The following is a 14,889-nucleotide window of genomic DNA, read 5'->3' as shown; positions in this document are numbered from 1 at the left end:
GCGCTCTGGACACCGTGGTAATCCGCCAGGGACGTCTGGCGTGATGCAACGGTTCGCCCGCACGTTGCCCGGGCTCTCGGGGCGGGGACAGCGGGCATGGGCATTGCTTGATGTTGCAACGTGAAGTCCTCGTCCATCGCCCGTGCCCTCCTGCTCGGAGGGGATGCGTCGCTCAGCTCGCTCCTGATGGACGTGCTGGCCGAGCTGGGCATCGCGCTGGAGTCGGGCGCGCCGGCGGGTGGGTGTCCGGACCTCGTGCTCGTCCACGTCGAGCGCGGTGAGAGTCTCCAGCGTCGGCTTCAGCGCGCCCGGGAGCTTTCGCCCCAGGGGCCCATCATCGTGTTGGTGCCCTTCGCCGATGAGCGGCTGGTGGGACTCGCCCTGCGGCTGGGCGCCCGCGACTGTTTCGCGCTGGGCCGGCCGCTCGGTGAGCTGCGCCGGGTGTTGCTGGCCCACGTTCCAGGTCATCCGAGTTCCGTATTCATCTCTCCCGGCGGGGCCGTGCCGCCGTCGACCGAGTCGCCCCATGATTGAGCCTCTCGCCGTGTCCGCGGTGCCCGCCACTCCCGCGTTTCCGGACCGCCCGCTGGTTGCGCCGCCCGCTCCTTCCGAAGTGCCGCTCTTCCAGGACGCCGGCCTGCGGGTGACGACCGAGCGGGTCGTCGCCCGGGGCAGGACGCTGTTGCTCGCGGACGTCCAGCGGGTGGAGACGGTGCGGCGCACGCCTCGCATGGTTCCTGTGTTGGCCACGCTGGGCCTGTGCATGAGCGTGGGGCTGCCGGCCCTGTCCGCGCTGTCCGTCTCCAGCAGCACGGCGAAGGGGGGCTATGAGGCGGCGTTGATCGCCGTCGTCATGGTCATCTTCGGCTGCATCGCGCGGCTCGTCCTCGCCGAGGAGTCGTACCGGCTGGTGCTGCATACCCGCGCCGGGTCGTGGCGCGTGCGCGCGAGCAAGGATCCGAAGTCCCTCATGCTGCTCGCCGGGCTCATCCAGGACGCCGTCGCTGCGCGGGGACGGCACTGAGCGAGCGCGCCGTGGCGGTTGGCGTGCCGCGGGACTTCGGCCGGAGCATGGCGGTGACCACAGGCAATGCTGAGCAGGCGGCCCTGGCCCGGTAGCGCCGGGCGTAGGTGTCTCGCGCTACGTCCCAACATTCCCGCGCAGGCGTTCGGCTTCCAGCGCGTCGTGGATGGGACGGCCCCATTGCTCCGCCAGGGCCCGCCCATGCGATGAGACGCGGCGAGCCTTCTCCTCCGTGTCGTCCTCGAAGGGCAGCACGGGGTTCTTCGCGTTCCGCTCCAAGACGTCGCGCAAGCGCGGGGTGTCCTCGGCCGTCAGCTCGAGAGCGAACAGCTCCGTGAGCACCCGTGGGCCTTCCGGCTGGAGCTGCCGGTAGTCCATCAGCCGCGCCTGGGCTGTCCGCGCGCGATAGCCTCGTAGGCCCGCGTCGCAGATGGCAGCGAGGACGCGCGCGCCGTACTCGTCTAGGGGCATGCCTTCGAGTTGCCCGGGCTCCAGGCCCAGGTGCGCGGGGTTCAGCAGTCCTGGAAGCATGTGTGCGCCCCGGTGATTTTGATGCGACGCCATGACCTCGACCGGATCCCGGTAGAGGAACATCCACGGCACACCGGGGAAGGCGCGCTGCAGCAGCGGGAGCTCCAGGATGTGCCACGCGTCCAGCTTGAGGAACACCGCGCGCTCCTCCGGATGCCGCTGTTGTCCGAGGGCTCCCACCACCGCGCGCAGCCATTCGATTCGCTGCGTGTCCGTGACCCCTGGCAAGTACTGGTGCGCGCGCAGCACCGTGTCCACGGGGCCGGCTTCGGACAGGACGATGTGGCGCGGCAGCGCGGCCAGCAGCTGCGCCACCAGCGTGGAGCCGCAGCGGGACATGTGGAAGACGAGCCCGCGCACTGGCAGGCCGGGCTTCTCGGCTTGTCGTGCCACCAGCGCGTCCATCGACGTCTGATGCCGGAAGAGCAGGGCGAACGGGTGGCGGAGCCGCCGTTCCAGCGTCTCGTCGAAGAACGGGTCCGTGAATCGCTGGCCCCCCATGTGACACCAGTCCACGCGCGGTTGTCCGCCGTCCACGTGGATGCGCGCGGGCACCCAGCCCTCCATGTCTGGTGTCATATCCATCGCTCCCGCCAGACCCGGCGAGCGGTGCGCAGGGCTTCGTGGATGTCCTCGGCGGTGAAGTGGCAGTCGTGCATGGCGCCCAGTTCGACGGCGCGTGCCACGAAGGCCGCGGTGTCCGGAGTCTCGCGGAGTGCCTCCTGGAGCGTGACGTCCTCCAGGACGCGGAGACGGAAGCGCTCGAAGGACTCAGCGCCCATTCACGGCCCCCATGAAGACGTCTCGCAGCCAGTCGTTCACGTCGCAGTCCAGTACCAGGTGGACGCGGTCGGTGTCGCTGGGGTTGTCCACCCGGTGGGGACGGTTGAAGTCCAGGTACCAGCACTCACCGGGCTGGAGGATGACGCGCTCGCCTCCGAGGAAGAAGGCCACGTCGGGGTGCGTGGTGATGGGCACGTGGAGCCGCACCTCGCCGTCCGCGTAGCCCAGGTTGTAGTCGGTGTGCTCGCGGATGCGCGCGCCCGCCGCGAGCTTCAGCAGACGCGCGGCGCCGACGGGGCACTGAAACGTGGCCAGCACTGCGCGGAACGCGGGGCAGCGCGCCATCAGCGGCGTGTCGGCGTATCGCTCGCGGCCCGTCGGGTCTGGATAGATGCGGCCTTCCATGCCGCCAATGGAGCGCAGGGGCACGCCGCTCCACTCGCCTTCGTATTCGCGCTTGTTGAAGTGGGGAACCCACGCCTCGGCGGGCAATGCCGCGAGTTCCTGCTGGAGCGGCGCGGCGTCGAAGTGGAAGGGCAGGCGGAGGCGGTCGGGCACGGGCGTCGACATGCGGTGCTCCTCGTCGCGGTGAAGGGGGCCAGCGTGGCTCATGCCAGCCGCAGTGGCCGGTGCTCCGTCTTGGCCCGGATGAGCGCTGCCTGGGCTCGAGCCAGCGTTCCCTGAGGGTCTTCCTCACCCTCGACGGTGACGGTGGCGGACACCACATCGGGCGCGCCAGGGGTGTCGTGCAGCTTCTGGCGCAACGCTTCGGCCTGCGCCGCGCCCACGCCAGGAAGGGCCAGGAGGAACGTCCCGCCTTCCCATCGCACCGCGAAGCCTCCAGGGACTCCCAGGGCTTCGGTGATGCGGGCTCCGTCTCGCAGCGTGGCGTCCCCCGCGTCGAAACCTCGAGTCGCGTTGATGCGCCCCAGTCCCACCAGGTCCGCGAGCAGCACGCTGAAGGGCATGCCATCCCTGCGGCAGCGGCCAATCTCGCGCAGCACCCGTTCCTCGCCCGCGCGCCGCGACACCAGTCCCGTCAGCGCGTCCACCCGGTACTGCCGCTCCCGCTCCTCACGGGCTGGCCGGGTGTGTCCAATGTCGGCGAGCGTCAGCATCTGCGCCATGCCGCCAGGGATGGGGAAGGGCCGAGCCACCCAGCGCAGCCGGTGCGGCTGGGGCCGCTCCAGGACCAGCGTCATCCGGAGGCCTCGGGACGATTCGGAGGCCAGGTCGAGCTGCCGCAGCGTGCTCGCCGGGTCCGCGGTGAGTCCCGCGACGTGCTGGCAGAAGGCATCGAACGTCATGGCCGGGAAGGGCTCGGGCGGCAGGCCCAGCAGGTCCGTCATCGCGGTGTTGCACGCGTGGGGTTTGCGTCCAGGCGCCACCAGCAGGGCCGCGACGTCCAGGGCCTGCACCGCATCACGCAGGAGTCCCAGGGCCGACGCTTCGGTGAGCGCGGGCTCTGCCTGGGCCTTTCCGGTGGCCTGTTTCATCCGGGCCCGCTGTTCCAGGTCCTCCGCTACGCGGTTCGCGAGCTCCCGCAGCGCGGCCAGGTCCTCGGCGCCCAGGACGAGCGGGCGCGTGTCGATGACGCACAGCGAGCCCAGGACTTCGCCCGTGGACGTCAGCAGCGGTGCGCCCGCGTAGCTGCCCACGATGCCGTCGCGCACCAGCGGGTTGTCACGGAAGTAGGGATGGCGCCGGGCATCCGGTACGACGAGCGGCTCGCGCCCCTGCACCACGTGGTGACAGAACGCCCAGTCGCGCGGCGTGCCCCGGTCCTTCGCGAGGGTGGGTGGCAGGCCGACGTGGGCCTTGAACCACTGGCGCTCGCCCAGCACCAGCGTCAGCAGCGCCACGGGAACACCGAAGGCCTGGGCGACCTCCTTCACGAGTTGCTGGAGCTCCGCCTCGGGCGGTCCGTTGTCGACCAGGTGCATGGCCGCGATGCTCGCCAGCCGTTGCCGCTCCTGCTCCGCGGCCCCCTCCGCCGGAGGCGGCTGTGGCGCGAGTTGCCCTGCGAGAACGCGACGCAGCGTGTCCCGCATCACCTCCGAGGAGGCCCGGCGACTGAGTAATGCGTGGATGCCCAGCGCATCCTTGAGCTGCCATGCGCGGACGCGCAGCTCGTCGAAGGCCGTGACCACCACCACCTGCGTTCCGGCAGAGTCCTCCTGTTCCCGAAGCCACGTCAGCAGCGCGAAGCCGTCCAGCCGGGGCAGCGCCAGGTCCGTGACGAGCAGCAGGGGGGCACCGCGCTGGCGCACGACGTCTTGGGCTTCCGCTCCATCCTTGGCGACGACGCCTTCCAGGCCTTCCTCCGTCACCAGGGACAAGAGGCCAGCGGCTCGCTGTGGGTCGGGCTCGGCGATGAGGGCGTAGCGGCGCATGCAGGAGCGAGGATGCTGCCACGGCTGCTGCCCGGCTCAAGGCTTCGTGTGACGCGGTGTCGCCCGGCGCGGTTGTCTGGCTGTCCGCTAGTCCTGGTGCATTGCGTCGGCGCGGGCGCGCTGGGCGTCTTGCCGCGGTGCTGCCGGCTCCACGGATGCCTGGGGGTAGCGGATGAAGAGCCGGCGGAGGGCGCCTCGCTGCCGGCCCACCTCCTGCGCGCGCGACGCCGCGTCCACCACCAGCATTAGCATGAGGCCCACCCACGAGGGGACCAGGGGAATGACCCAGCCCGGGTCCGACGCCAGCCACGCCACCAGCGCCGTGTGCAGGACAGCCAGCGTCACCGCCCACCGGAGGACCGCGCCGGACGTGCGCGCGCGCCGGCAGAGCCAGGCGAAGGCCACGAGCACCGCCGCGGTCTCCAGAACGCCCAGCAGCGCCACCAGGCCCGACGAGCGCATCAGTCGGCCCGACCGCAGGTTGTCCATGGCGAAGGCGTGAATCTCCACGCCGGGCACCGCCACCTGGCCGGGCAGGGTGCTCTGGCCATGCAGCCCCGTGGCGGTGACACCCACGAAGACCGTCTTGCCACGCAGCGCCAGGTCCAAGCCCACCGAGCGCGGGTCCGCGTGGAGCAGGTCCGCCAGACTCACCCGGGGCAGCCAGTTGGGGGCAGGCAGCCGCATCAACGGCGCGCCATGGTCCAATGCCGCCAGCTCGCGCAGAGGCTCCGCCCGTTCGGGCGTCAGGTGCAGCGCGGTGGCCAGCGCCAGCGAAGGCCAGGCCTGTCCGCTCACGCCCACGGCGTAGGGATAGCGACGGATGACGCCGTCACCGTCCACCAGCATGTTGAGGGTTCCGCTGCCCCGAGCCGCCATGCGCAGGGGCGCGATGCTCCCCGCCACCTCCTGGGCCTGGAGCCGCAGCGACTGGGCGGGCAGGGCCAGCGGCGTGCCCAGCGCGCCATCCTCGAGAGGCGCCATCACCGGGACGTCGTTGGTGAGCGCGGCGGCACCCAGGACGACGCCGTGCCCTTCTGAAATCGCTTCGGCCAGCCGGGCATCGCCGTCGCGCGCGTGGAGCCGTGCCTCCAGGTCCGCCGCCAAGGCTTCACCCGCGGGCTGCTCCGTCAGCCCCGAGCGGCGGAGCGCCTCCAGGATGTCCTCACCCAGCTCAAGCGCGTCACGCGGCCCGGGCTGGTCGAAGACGACGTCCATCGCCACGGCGGCGGGGCGCTGGGCGGCGAGCGCATGGAAGGCGCGGGCCCACGTGGTGCGTGACAGCGGCCAACGCTCGCCCAGCGTCGCGAGGGCGCGGTCATCCACTTCCACCAGCACCAGGTTCGCGCTCGGCGGCACGGCGGGCAGCAGCCGGCTCACCGCCTTGTCGTAGAGCGAGCGCTCCAGGAAGCCCGGCGCGCCACCGGTGGCCGCCGTCACCCCCGCCAGCGCGATGCCCACGCACGCACCCAGCACCCGCAATACGGCGGGCGAGGGCAGACGGGGACCGTCGCGGCGGTGGGGTTCGGCGGGACTGGAGTCCATGGGCGGGGCCTGCTGGCAGGCAGGGCCCGGCCATCATGCGTGCGCGGATGGGCGCACGCAATGCACCCGTCTCAGGGCTGGACGTCGAAGGCGTAGATCTTCGAAGGGAAGCCCACGAAGCCGTCTCCGTCCACGGCCATCACCCGCCAGAACCACTTGCCCTGGCGGGGCCCGGGAAGCGCCAGCTCCGGGCTGGCGCTGTCATACGTCTGGACACTCGCGGCGAAGTCCGCCGTGCGGGCCACCTCCACGCGGTATGTCGCGGCGCCCTCCAGCGTCCGCCAGGACACCTTCGGGGCCGTGGCGAACGCGCCCCCCCGAGGGCCCACCAGCGTGGGCGCCGGCAGCAGCGGGCGAGGCGGCTCCGGGGGCGAGCCCGGCTTCGCGCGCGAGCCATGTCCGCCCGACACCTCGACCTCGGCCTGCTCCGCGCTGAGGGCCACGTTGCCCTCCAGTGTTTCCAGCCGGCTGGTGCCGTCGTCCTGGGCCGACACGCGGAACCGGGTGCCTCGCACACCGGCCACCGCGCCGCGCGTGCGGACCTCGAAGATGGAGCCCGCGCCACCCGGCGCCGCGTCCGTCTCCACGGTGCCTCGCAGCAAGTCCAACTGCACCTTGCGCTGGAGGTTCGCCATCAGCTCGATGGCGCCCACCTTGATGAGACTGTTCTCCACCACGCGCACCATGCTGCCGTCCGCCAGGGCCAGCTCCGCCCGGGCGTCCGCGCCGGTGCGCAGCAGCTCGCCCGGGTAGAGTGAGTCGCCCACCGTCCGCGCGAGGAGCAGGGCTTCCGTCGCGCCGGCCTCCACCGCGCCGCTGGCCGCCCGCAGCCGGGCCACCGCGGGCTGGGCGGGCCGCTCCACGTAGGCGAGTTGGAGCTGTGCGGGCTCGCCCTCCACGGACGGCGGCGCCATGGCGGACACCCGCGTGCGGGGCACGCCCGCCGCCACCAGCACGTCCGCGGCCCGTTTCGCCGCGGCCAGGCCCCGGCCGTCCAGCCGGTCCGCGTCCGGAAGCTTCGCCGCCACCGTCACGGAACGGATGGCGGGGCGCGCCAGGAGCGCTTGGGCCACGTGCGCCAGGCACGCGTCCGTCTCCGCGCCCTGGGGCGCCAGCGGCCGGCCGAACACCATCCGGCCATTGTCGAAGCGCAGCCCGCCGCACGGCGCCTGCGCCTGCGCCTGCGCGGCGAGCGCGGGTGGACCCGCCAGCATCACCGCCATCATCCAAGGGGCTGTCCGCATCAACGCGTGCCTCCTCCCGTCGAAGGCTCGGCGACCTTCACGATGTTGAACTCGACGCGACGGTTGTTCTCGCGCCCCTTGGCCGTCGTGTTGGTGTCGACCGGCTTCGCCTCACCATAGCCCACCGCGTCCAGCCGCTGCGCCGCGATGCCTTCCTTCACCAGGAAGGCCACCACATTCCTCGCCCGCCGCTGGGACAGGTCCAGGTTCTTCGCGTCGTTGCCCTGGTCATCCGTGTGGCCTTCCACACGGACCACCAGGATCCTCGGGTTCGCCTTGAGCGTGGAGGCCACCTGCCGCAGCAGGCCGTGGGACCTGGCCAGAATCACGTCCCGGTCCGTGCCGAAGTACACCTTGTCCAGGATGACGATGCGCGCGCCCTCCACGCGCACCTGCGCCTTGCCCTTGTCCGGGCAGCCGTCGTCATCGTTCACGCCGTTGATGGTCTCCGCCTCCAGCGGGCACTGGTCCACGGCGTCCAGGATGCCGTCCTGGTCGTTGTCGGGGTCGGGGCAGCCGTCCTCGTCCTCGAAGCCGTCCATGTCCTCCGGCTCGGTCGGGCACAGGTCCTCCGAGTCGACGACGCCATCCTTGTCGGTATCCACCGGCGCGGGCGGCAGCGCCAGGGGCGCCGGGGCCGGTGCGGGCTGGCCCGCCTCGGTGGGCGGCTGGTGGGCGTCCGGGTCATCCGGGCAGCCGTCCTCGTCCTGGAAGCCGTTGAAGGTCTCCGGCTCGGTGGGGCACACGTCGGTGACATCGGGGATGCCGTCACCATCGTCGTCCGGGTCCAGGCAGTTGTCGTCGTCCTGGAAGCCGTCGAAGTCCTCGGGCCCCAGGTCGCAGACCTGCGCGGCGGAGGCGGGGCCGCCCTTGGACTCGAATGGCGTCCAGGCCACCCCCGCGAGTACGCGGAAGGACGGGGTGCCATAGCCCCGCGACAGGCCCGGGCCCGCGCCCACATGCGCGGCCAACCCCGGAGTGAAGCGGTACTTCAGCGCGGCCAGTGCTTCCATGGGCCGCTCCTCGGCGCTCGTCTCCTTCAGGCCCAGCGCGCCCGCCAGGGTGGCCTGCGCCGTGAGGGCCTGCGTGAGGGGCACCTCGGCGCCCACCGCGTAGGCGAACTCGTTGCCCACGCGGAGGTTGCGCAGCTGCTCCTCGCGGCGGACGTTGAAGCCCACGTTGGCCAGCAGGCGGACTGCGGTGGTGGCCCACTCCGCCACGAAGCGCGGCTGGAACGTCACCGTGTCCGAGCCCAGGAACTTCGAGCCGCCGCCCGTGGGCAGCGTCAGGGGCGCCGTCACCGCCAGGTGGATGCCACTGTCGGTGGAGAGCAGGCGGACCTTCGGCACCAGCCGCAGGTCACCCACGCCCGTGGTCCCCACGCCGTTCGACAGGTCTGGCGCCACCGCGGCGGCGGGTTCCGACGTCGTGTGGGAGAGGGGCAGCGCGACGCCAATCTCCACCCGGTCGAACAGGGAGATGGCGCCCATCAGGTCCAGCGTGAGCTGGCTGTCCACGATGCGGTAGAGGAACCGGTCCGCTCGCGGGTCCACGAGGTTGAGCGGATCATTCGCGTAGTTGAGCGACGCGCCCAGGTTCCAGGAGAGGTGCGGCGCGATGCGCGCGCCGTGCATGCCGAGCACGTCATAGGCGCCCGGGGCCGGCTTGTACTGCTGCACGTCGATGGCCTGCGACGCCGCGGGTTGGGCGCTGGCGGTGGCCGAAGCCACCAGCAGCAACGGGGCGGCGAGCCGTGTCACGCGGCGAAGGAAGCTGCGCGGTGAGGACGGTGTGAGGTGAGGAAGGTGCATGGAAGGTCGAGGCTGGGACGGGCCCCGCCGAGGAGCCGCGAAGGTTGTCACCGGCGGATGACTGACTCAAGAAACGATGAGCAGTCGGTGTCCCAGTTGTTCGGGTCCGTCCCGGCGACATGCAGCTCGATAACGCGTCGTCGCGCGGAGCCTGGGGACTCGCACGCGGCAGCAGGGGCGCGAACTACACCGCGGCGGCGGCGAGCAGGCGTGAGACGTGCTCGGCCAGTGCGGGCAGCGGCTGCGGCTTGGAAAGCACCAGGTCCACGCCCAGCGCCTGCGCGCGGTCGGTGAGCTCCTGGGTGGCGAACGCCGTCAGCAGCACCACCCGCGTCTGGGGCGTGTAGCGGCGCACGAAGTCCGCCAGCATCAGCCCTTCTTCGGAGAGCGTTCCGCTCAGGCGCAGGTCGCTGATGACCAAGTCGTAGCGGCCCGTCGTCATCAGGTCCAACGCTTCGTCCAGCGAGCCCGCCGAGTCCACGCGGTAGCCGGCCCCGGAGAAGAACTGGCCCAACACCCAGCAGAGGGAAGACTCGTCGTCGACGATCAGGATGTTCTGAGCCACGGGGCGGGCCCTCAAGCAAGCTCAGGGCCAGAGACGGGCTTGTCTCGGTTCCAAGTAAATTCCGGTGCTTGCTCCCGCGTCCCGGCCAGTGTCTGCTCGCTGCGTCCAGGCTACGGATCCGGTTTCTGGAATCCGGACCGGTTGATGCCCAGGCGCTTCAGCCGCTCGTAGAGGGACGACCGGGGGATGCCGAGCCGCGCGGCGGCGCGCTCCACGTGGCCGTGCTCAAGGCGGAGGATGCGCTCGATGTGGCGGCGCTCCAACTCCTCGAGGGTGAGGTGGTCGTCGGCGTCGGAGGCGGCCACGCCGGCGGCGGCCTCGAAGCGCAAGTCCCCCCGGGACAGGGGCCCGCCGCCGGACAGCAGCACCGCGCGCTCCAGCACGTTGCGCAGCTCGCGGATGTTGCCAGGCCAGGTGTAGCGGGTGAGGGCCGTCTCCGCGTCGGGTTGCAGCCCCACGCCGCCGCGGCCTCGCGCCGCGCCCAGCTCCGCCAGGAAGTGGTGCGCCATCCCGACGATGTCCTCGGGCCGCTCACGCAGCGGAGGGACATGGAGGATGAGCGTGCTGACGCGGAAGTAGAGGTCGCTGCGGAACCGCTTGTCCCGGGCGGCCACGGCCAGGTCCTGGTGCGTGGCCGCGATGAGGCGCACGTCCACGCGGCGGTCCCTTACGTCGCCCAGCCGCCGGAAGCGCTTCTCCTCCAGCACCTTCAGGAGCTTGGGCTGGACGGCCGAGTCCATGTCGCCAATCTCGTCCAGGAAGAGGGTGCCCCGGTCGGCGACCTCCAGCAGGCCTTGCTTGGCGGCCACCGCGCCGGTGAAGGCGCCCTTCTCGTGGCCGAACAGCTCCGAGTCGAGCAAGTCCTTGGAGAGCGCCGCGCAGTTGAGGTCCACGAAGGGCGCGTCCTTGCGCGGGCCGCCTTCATGCAGCCACCGCGCGAGCACGCTCTTGCCGCTGCCCGTCTCGCCGGTGATGAGCACCGGGCTGTCGCTTTCGATGATGCGTTCGGCCTGCGCCTGGAGCGCGCGGATGGCGGCGCTGCCACCCATGAAGGGGTCCACCGTCCCACGGGCGATGCGCGAACGCTCCGCCAGCAGCCGCTGCCGCTCGCGGCGCTGCGACACCAGCCGGTCCAGGACCACCTTGAGGACGGCCAGCTCCACCGGCTTGGTGAGGAACTGCTCGGCGCCTTCCTTCACGGCCTGGACGGCCAGCTCGATGGAGCCATGGCCGGTGAGCACCACCAGGGGCACCGAGGCGTCGATGTCCTTGAGGCGCGGCAGCAGCTCCAGCGCGGTGCCGTCCGTGAGCCGGTAGTCCACCACCGCGACGTCCGGACGCGTGGTGCGGAACGCCTCCTGCGCCTCGGCGAGGCTGGTGGCCTCGTCCACGTCGAACCCATGGGCGGTGAGGAAGCCCCGCATGCCCAGGCGGATGCCGGGCTCGTCGTCCACGAGAAGGATTCGGGTACGCGTCATGAAGCGAGGGAGTCTACGTGCTGGGTTGATACACGCGAAGAAACAGCTGGAAGCAGCAGTGTGACTTCCGCGCCGCCCTCCGGGTGATTGCGCAAGCGGATGATACCCTGGTGCTCCTCCATGATGCGTTGGACGATGGCCAGGCCCAGCCCCGTGCCGCCGCGCCGCTTGCTGAAGAAGGGCTCGAAGACATGGGGCAGGTCCTCCGCGCGGAAGCCTCGCCCACCGTCGCGCACGGTGCACCGCACCCAGGCCCGGCCCGCCTCTTCCACTTCTTCCGTCGCCACCCGCACCGCGCTGCCCGCCGGTGAATGCTGCACCGCGTTCTCCACCACGTTGCGAAACACGTGAAACAAACGCCGGGCGTCCATGCGAACGCGGGGCAGCGCCGCCGCCAACTCGCGATTCACATTCACACCGGCCCGCTCACTGGCCAGGGCGCACGCGGAGAGTGCATCAATCACTACCGGGAGCACGGGGCCTTCCACCCATTCGCCGCGGGTGGGGCGGCCGTACTCGAAGAGCTCCTGCGTGAGGTGGTTGAGGCGCTTCACCTCGCCGCGCAGCACGTCGACGTAAGGCTTGAGCTCCGCGCGCGCGCCGAAGGTCGCCTCCACCGCGTCCACCACCGCGGAGATGGAGAAGAGGGGGTTGCGGACCTCGTGGGCCACGCCCGCGACGATGGCGCCCATGGCGGCCATCGTCTCACTGCGCCGCAGGCTGGCCTGGAGCTCCAGGAGACGCGTCACCTCCGTGGCCACCAGGATGATGCGCGAGTCCTCGCCGCCCGCTTCCTCCAGCCAGGTGGCGGACACCTCCCACGTGCGGTGTGACACCGGGTCGCCCAGCTCGCGGGTGGCACTGGCGTGGGTGCGGCGCAGCTCCTCCACCAACGGCAGCGCGTGCGACCAGGGTGTGGCACTGGCCGCGGTGAACAGCGGCTGGCCGGACGGGTCCATGCCTCCGAAGAGCGCGATGGCGGCGGCGTTGAGACGCTGGACGGTGCCATCCGCCCCCAACACCATCAGCGGCGAGGCCACCGCGTCGAAGGTGCGGCGCCATTCCTGGGCGGAGCGGCGGAAACTGTCATGCAGGCGCTGGCGCAGGTCATCCGCGAGCCGCCGGTCGGTGATGTCGGTGACGACGCAGCCGACATGCAGCTCACCCTGCGCATCCAACGCGGAAGCGGCGGCGCGGCTGCGCACCCAACGCACGCGGCCATCGGCGCAGATGAGCCGGTGCTCCAGCTCCGCCTCGGCGCCGGGGGACAGGCCCTCGATGCTGGCCCGGTAGCGGGCGCGGTCCTCGGGGTGGATCATCTCCGCCCACAGCGGCGGCGGTCCGCCATCCGGCGTGGGCTGGACGAACGCGGAGGCGGCATAACCGGTGGTGCGCTCGATGACGGGCGTGCAGTAGAAGTCGCGCAGCCTCCCGCCGCGCAGCTTGCCGCCCCACAGGTAGTCCGGCAGCGACCGCGTCAGCACGTCCAGCCGGCCCTCGTGCTCCTGGAGGCTCTGCTCCGCGCGCATGCGCTCGGTGAACTCGGACATCGCGGCGATGACACCCAGCACCTCGCCGTTCGCGCCGCACACGCGCAGATAGCTGCCGAACCAGAAGCGGCTCTCGCCCGGCGCGGCGGGCGTCTCCACCTGGAGCAGGGTGTCCTGGATGGAGGCCCCCGTGCTGAGCGCCAGTTGGAGGCGCGGAGCGATGCGCTTGCCCAGGTCGGGCATCACCTCGGTGACGTGCCGGCCCAGGTGGCGCTCCGCGGGCAGGCCATGCATCGCCGCCAGGGCCGTGTTGACGTGAACGTAGCGCAGCTCGCGGTCGAAGAAGGCGAAGCCCACGGACGTCACGTCCATGACGGCTTCGCGAAGCGCGCTGGCGTCATCCGCGCTGCGCAGGGCGGCGTCCCGTGCGCGGTGAGCGCGCTCCCGGGTTCGCAGGAGCAACAGCGCCAGGGTGCCGCTGATGAGCAGTCCCACCGCGGCGGTGAGGAGGACGCGGGCGGGGGGGCTCACCGCCCCGGAGTAGCTCCAGACCCCCTCGACGGCCGCGGAGAGAGTCGTGGCCACCAGGACGGCCAGCAGCAACTGTCGACGGGAAGGGAACTCGTGCATGCGGTGGGCGGCGAGCGCGGGAGCTTAACCGCAATCCTCGGCCGGGCGGTGGCTCGTCTGGCATGGGTGTGCCGCCCTGGTGGCGTGGTGGGCGAGAGAACGGGCTCGTGGATTTCGGCATCCGGAATTTCAGGGCCTGAAACCAGGTTGGTGGCCGCCCACCTGGATGCCCTCACCGAGATGCCGGTCCCATCATGACCCTGGCAGTCCCCCTGCTCGTCGACGCAGTGCCGCAGACGTCCCTTCCCATCTCCCATCCCCACCCCCACGCACTCTCCGAGCCGGAGGCCTTCGCCCAGGACCTTCAGGCGCTCAAGCAGGAGCTGGAGTCTTCGCTCGGCGAGGCGGACCTGGCGCACGCGCGGAAGATTGAACGCTGGGGCCGGGCCTGTTCCGCGCTGGGCTACGCGACGGCGTGGCTGATGCCCAATCCCGTGTCGGCGCTGCTCATCGCGCAGGGAAACACGGCGCGCTGGACGATGATGGCCCATCACGTCACGCACCGAGGCTACGACAAGGTGCCGGGCGTGCCGGCGCACTACACGGGCAAGCGCTTCGCCACCGGGTGGCGCCGCTTCCTGGACTGGCCGGACTGGATTCATCCCCAGGCGTGGCGGCACGAGCACAACGTGCTGCACCACGGACGCACGGGGGAGACGGTGGACCCGGATCTGGTGGAGATGAACACGGAGTGGCTGCGCCAATCGCGCATGCCCATGCTGGCCAAGTACGCGCTGGTGGCGTTCTTCGCCTGCACGTGGAAGGTGACGTACTACGCGCCCAACACGTTCCTGGAGTGGCGGCGCTTCGAACGCAAGCGCGCGGGAGGACCGGACGAACCAGGCACGCTGCCCCTCATCACCGCCTTCAACCCATTCTCCGTCGAAGGCCGTGCCTTCTGGTGGACGTGCCTGCTGCCCTACGCGGGCCTGCGCTTCGTGCTGCTGCCCGCGCTCTTCGCGCCACTGGGCGCGTGGGCCGTCCTCAGCGTCTTCGCCAACAGCGTCTTCGCGGAAGTGCTCACCAACATCCAGAGCTTCGTGTTGATCGCGCCCAACCACGCGGGGGACGACCTCTACCGCTTCGAGGGTCGGGCGCGCAGCGGCGCGGAGTTCTCCGTGCGGCAGGTGGTGGGCTCGGTGAACTACGCCACCGGCAACGACGTGGTGGACTTCCTCCACGGCTGGCTCAACTACCAGATCGAGCACCACCTCTGGCCCAGCTTGCCCATGACGCGCTACCGGCAGGCGCAGCCCAAGGTGAAGGCGCTGTGCGAGAAGCACGGCGTGCCCTACGCGCAGGAGAGCGTCTTCCGCCGCGTGAAGCGGTTGGTGGACATCATGGTGGGGCGGACGTCCATGCGCTCATGGGGGCCGGCTCCGCGCGGCTGAGGTC

General features: G+C 71.2%; 13 protein-coding genes. 3 read left to right on the top strand and 10 right to left on the bottom strand.

What is annotated here, in order from left to right:
- Window positions 1-120: 120 nt before the first annotated feature.
- The gene (locus tag OZ403_RS22140; protein WP_140792728.1) at window positions 121-534 is read left to right on the top strand and encodes a DNA-binding response regulator; all 414 of its coding nucleotides are present in this window, start codon (window positions 121-123) and stop codon (window positions 532-534) included.
- Window positions 527-1,024: a DUF6232 family protein gene (locus tag OZ403_RS22135; protein ID WP_140792726.1), complete on the top strand. Its 498-nt coding sequence runs from the start codon at window positions 527-529 to the stop codon at window positions 1,022-1,024. The genes OZ403_RS22140 and OZ403_RS22135 overlap by 8 nt, the downstream gene beginning before the upstream one ends.
- Window positions 1,025-1,141: 117 nt before the next feature.
- Here OZ403_RS22135 and OZ403_RS22130 read toward each other — a convergent pair whose 3' ends face one another.
- The 10 genes from OZ403_RS22130 to OZ403_RS22085 form a co-directional block, all read right to left on the bottom strand.
- Window positions 1,142-2,134: a sulfotransferase family protein gene (locus OZ403_RS22130; RefSeq protein WP_268781659.1), complete on the bottom strand. Its 993-nt coding sequence runs from the start codon at window positions 2,132-2,134 to the stop codon at window positions 1,142-1,144.
- Window positions 2,131-2,337, bottom strand: coding sequence for a hypothetical protein (locus OZ403_RS22125; RefSeq protein ID WP_140792722.1), 207 nt, complete (start codon window positions 2,335-2,337; stop codon window positions 2,131-2,133). The genes OZ403_RS22130 and OZ403_RS22125 overlap by 4 nt, the downstream gene beginning before the upstream one ends.
- On the bottom strand, window positions 2,327-2,908 hold the full coding sequence (locus OZ403_RS22120; protein WP_268781657.1) for an aspartyl/asparaginyl beta-hydroxylase domain-containing protein: 582 nt from the start codon (window positions 2,906-2,908) through the stop codon (window positions 2,327-2,329). Before OZ403_RS22120 ends, OZ403_RS22125 begins: the two co-directional genes overlap by 11 nt.
- A 38-nt stretch (window positions 2,909-2,946) precedes the next feature.
- The gene (locus OZ403_RS22115; RefSeq protein ID WP_140792718.1) at window positions 2,947-4,731 is read right to left on the bottom strand and encodes a GGDEF domain-containing response regulator; all 1,785 of its coding nucleotides are present in this window, start codon (window positions 4,729-4,731) and stop codon (window positions 2,947-2,949) included.
- Between the two features lie 87 nt (window positions 4,732-4,818).
- Window positions 4,819-6,276 carry a CHASE2 domain-containing protein gene (locus OZ403_RS22110; RefSeq protein WP_268781656.1) on the bottom strand — a complete coding sequence of 486 codons (1,458 nt, stop codon included), beginning with the start codon at window positions 6,274-6,276 and terminating at the stop codon, window positions 4,819-4,821.
- Between the two features lie 71 nt (window positions 6,277-6,347).
- The gene (locus OZ403_RS22105) at window positions 6,348-7,520 is read right to left on the bottom strand and encodes a FecR family protein (protein WP_268781655.1); all 1,173 of its coding nucleotides are present in this window, start codon (window positions 7,518-7,520) and stop codon (window positions 6,348-6,350) included.
- The gene (locus OZ403_RS22100) at window positions 7,520-9,382 is read right to left on the bottom strand and encodes an OmpA family protein (RefSeq protein ID WP_140792712.1); all 1,863 of its coding nucleotides are present in this window, start codon (window positions 9,380-9,382) and stop codon (window positions 7,520-7,522) included. Before OZ403_RS22100 ends, OZ403_RS22105 begins: the two co-directional genes overlap by 1 nt.
- Before the next feature lie 133 nt (window positions 9,383-9,515).
- Entirely contained in the window at window positions 9,516-9,896 is a 381-nt protein-coding gene (locus OZ403_RS22095; RefSeq protein WP_237077304.1) for a response regulator, read from the bottom strand.
- A gap of 110 nt (window positions 9,897-10,006) precedes the next feature.
- Window positions 10,007-11,374 carry a sigma-54-dependent transcriptional regulator gene (locus tag OZ403_RS22090; protein WP_140792708.1) on the bottom strand — a complete coding sequence of 456 codons (1,368 nt, stop codon included), beginning with the start codon at window positions 11,372-11,374 and terminating at the stop codon, window positions 10,007-10,009.
- Window positions 11,371-13,494: a PAS domain-containing sensor histidine kinase gene (locus tag OZ403_RS22085; protein WP_140792706.1), complete on the bottom strand. Its 2,124-nt coding sequence runs from the start codon at window positions 13,492-13,494 to the stop codon at window positions 11,371-11,373. The genes OZ403_RS22090 and OZ403_RS22085 overlap by 4 nt, the downstream gene beginning before the upstream one ends.
- Before the next feature lie 194 nt (window positions 13,495-13,688).
- On the opposite strand from OZ403_RS22085, the gene OZ403_RS22080 reads away from it, so the two are divergent.
- Window positions 13,689-14,885 (top strand): fatty acid desaturase family protein, encoded by a 1,197-nt coding sequence (locus OZ403_RS22080; RefSeq protein WP_140792704.1) that lies wholly within the window; start codon window positions 13,689-13,691, stop codon window positions 14,883-14,885.
- Window positions 14,886-14,889 lie beyond the last annotated feature (4 nt).

Source organism: Myxococcus sp. NMCA1, assembly GCF_026810205.1.
GTDB classification, from domain to species: Bacteria; Myxococcota; Myxococcia; order Myxococcales; family Myxococcaceae; genus Myxococcus; species Myxococcus xanthus_A.
This window is presented reverse-complemented; position numbering and strand designations above follow the sequence as displayed.

Coding starts and splice junctions, on each gene's coding strand:
- OZ403_RS22080 (WP_140792704.1), top strand. CDS start 13,689: ATGACCCTGGCAGTCCCCCTGCTCGTCGACGCAGTGCCGCAGACGTCC.
- OZ403_RS22135 (WP_140792726.1), top strand. CDS start 527: ATGATTGAGCCTCTCGCCGTGTCCGCGGTGCCCGCCACTCCCGCGTTT.
- OZ403_RS22090 (WP_140792708.1), bottom strand. CDS start 11,374: ATGACGCGTACCCGAATCCTTCTCGTGGACGACGAGCCCGGCATCCGC.
- OZ403_RS22125 (WP_140792722.1), bottom strand. CDS start 2,337: ATGGGCGCTGAGTCCTTCGAGCGCTTCCGTCTCCGCGTCCTGGAGGAC.
- OZ403_RS22085 (WP_140792706.1), bottom strand. CDS start 13,494: ATGCACGAGTTCCCTTCCCGTCGACAGTTGCTGCTGGCCGTCCTGGTG.
- OZ403_RS22120 (WP_268781657.1), bottom strand. CDS start 2,908: ATGTCGACGCCCGTGCCCGACCGCCTCCGCCTGCCCTTCCACTTCGAC.
- OZ403_RS22105 (WP_268781655.1), bottom strand. CDS start 7,520: ATGCGGACAGCCCCTTGGATGATGGCGGTGATGCTGGCGGGTCCACCC.
- OZ403_RS22130 (WP_268781659.1), bottom strand. CDS start 2,134: ATGACACCAGACATGGAGGGCTGGGTGCCCGCGCGCATCCACGTGGAC.
- OZ403_RS22110 (WP_268781656.1), bottom strand. CDS start 6,276: ATGGACTCCAGTCCCGCCGAACCCCACCGCCGCGACGGTCCCCGTCTG.
- OZ403_RS22115 (WP_140792718.1), bottom strand. CDS start 4,731: ATGCGCCGCTACGCCCTCATCGCCGAGCCCGACCCACAGCGAGCCGCT.